1 protein-coding gene and 2 pseudogenes are annotated in these 1909 nt (G+C 64.7%); 2 read left to right on the forward strand and 1 reads right to left on the reverse strand.

The annotated features are described in order from the left end of the window. Positions 1 to 648, reverse strand: a pseudogene (locus tag ACXJKH_RS19545) (NAD-glutamate dehydrogenase); the annotation flags it as partial. Between the two features lie 275 nt (positions 649 to 923). On the opposite strand from ACXJKH_RS19545, the gene ACXJKH_RS19550 reads away from it, so the two are divergent. Both ACXJKH_RS19550 and ACXJKH_RS19555 read left to right on the forward strand, forming a co-directional pair. Next, complete coding sequence (locus ACXJKH_RS19550) at positions 924 to 1583, forward strand: TetR/AcrR family transcriptional regulator (protein WP_457321860.1); 660 nt, start codon at positions 924 to 926, stop codon at positions 1581 to 1583. After that, positions 1583 to 1909 (forward strand): annotated as a pseudogene (locus ACXJKH_RS19555) (efflux RND transporter periplasmic adaptor subunit); the annotation flags it as partial. The gene ACXJKH_RS19550 and the pseudogene ACXJKH_RS19555, both read left to right, overlap by 1 nt.

The following is a 1909-nucleotide window of genomic DNA, read 5'->3' on the forward strand; positions in this document are numbered from 1 at the left end:
GCCCAGGTCGTCGGCCAGGCTCTTGGCCTTGCTGCGCATGGCATCCCAATCGCCGACGATGGCACGCACCTCATCGAGCGCCTTGGTGATCGCCTGCTCGACGTCGGCCATGGCGTCGGCCGGCTGGCGGTCGATCTCCAGCAACATCACCGATTCGGGGTTGCCCTCGCCCACGCCGGCCAGCTTGCCGGCCTTGTCACGGCCGAAGCGGATCACCGGGTGGCCCAGGACATGCACGCCGATGCCATGCTCGGCCAGCGACATGGTGACCGTGTCGACCAGGAACGGCATGTCGTCATTGACGATCTGCAGCACGGTATGCGGCGATTCCCACCCATTGCCCTTCAGGCTCGGGTTGAACACGCGCACGTTGGCCTTGCCAGGCTTGCGGGCACGCGCGAACTCCAGCGTGTCGGCGGCAAGCGCAGCCCACTCTTCGGCGGTGTGGTGCGGGAACTCGTCCGCCTCCATGCGCTTGTAGAAGTCGGCGGCGAACGCCACTGCCTCGGCCTGCCCGGCGGACGGGTAGCGCTTGCGCAAGGCCGTGTACACCGGCTCCAGCGAGAAGCCCACTGGCGAAACAGTCTGCGTATCGGCTGGTTTGGATTTGTTTTTCACGGTCTTGGCTGCTGGTTTTTGCGGTTTCATGGCAGAGCGGTGCGTGTTGCTCAGTTGGGAAAATGAAATTGTAGGCCTACCGCACAAAAATACCTTGCTGCAGGACGGAATAAGGCAATTCGGGTTGGGTGGCGTTTACGTCACGCGCATCGGCATGCTCGTCAATTCGTACGAGTACGGATAGCAGCCTGAGAGTTCTACGCAACGCAGCATCGGCCGAATCTGTGGCAACTTGACGATGGGTATCAAAAGCGGTCAAAACACAAGACTTCTCCAATTCTGAACTGGACGGTATAGTCCACCGCGTGAATCCCCCCCACCCCGCCGCCAGTTGCCTGGATGCGCGCGACCAGCGCGTGTTCGATGCTGTGCGTGACCTGTTCGCCACCCAGGGCATGCAGATCAGCATGGAGGCGGTGGCGCAGCAGGCCGGGTGTTCCAAGCAGACGCTCTACAGCCGCTATGGCAGCAAGCAGGAACTGTTGCGCCGGGTGATGCAGCGGCACGTCAGCCGGGCCACCGCCGGGCTGCACAGCCTGGACGAGGGCGACCTGCGCGGCAGCCTGCTGCAGTTCGCCACCGACTACCTCGAACACTGCAACCAGCCCCACGTGGCCCAGGCCCGGCGCCTGATCGCAGCCGACTCCGGCCAGTTCCCCCAGGAAGCCCGCGCCCTTTACCGCGACGGCGCCGGGGCGTTGATCCTTCACGTCGCTGAATGGCTTGAGAGCCGCATGGCCCTGGGCCAGCTCGGGCATGACGACCCGCACTTCATGGCCGAACTGCTATTGAGCATGATCGCCGGCTTGGATTTCGAGAAACAGCGCTTCCATACCCCCCACCGGGAGGACGCCGCCATGCGCCACCGCTGGGCAGAATTCTCCGTTGACAGCTTCCTGCGCGCGTTCGCCACGCCGGAATCCGCCGCGGCTCCGCATTCAAACCAACACCGGAGTTTTTCCTGATGATCGCCCCACTCCGCACCCTTGCCCTGACGTGCGCAGTTGCTGTTGCACTGACCGCCTGCAAGAAGCCAGAGCAGCAGACGCCCCCGCCGCCGGAAGTGGGCGTTATCGAAGCCAAGCCGCAGACCCTGCCGCTGCAGCGTGAGCTGGTCGGCCGTCTGTCGCCGTTCCGCAGCGCCGACGTGCGCGCCCGCGTGCCGGGCGTGCTGCTCAAGCGCGTCTATCAGGAAGGTGCCGACGTCAAGCAGGGCCAGGTCCTGTTCCTGATCGACCCGGCGCCACTGCAGGCCTCGTTGAACGCCTCCCAGGCCGAGCTGGCCTCGGCC

Source organism: Stenotrophomonas sp. P5_B8, from assembly GCF_054049855.1.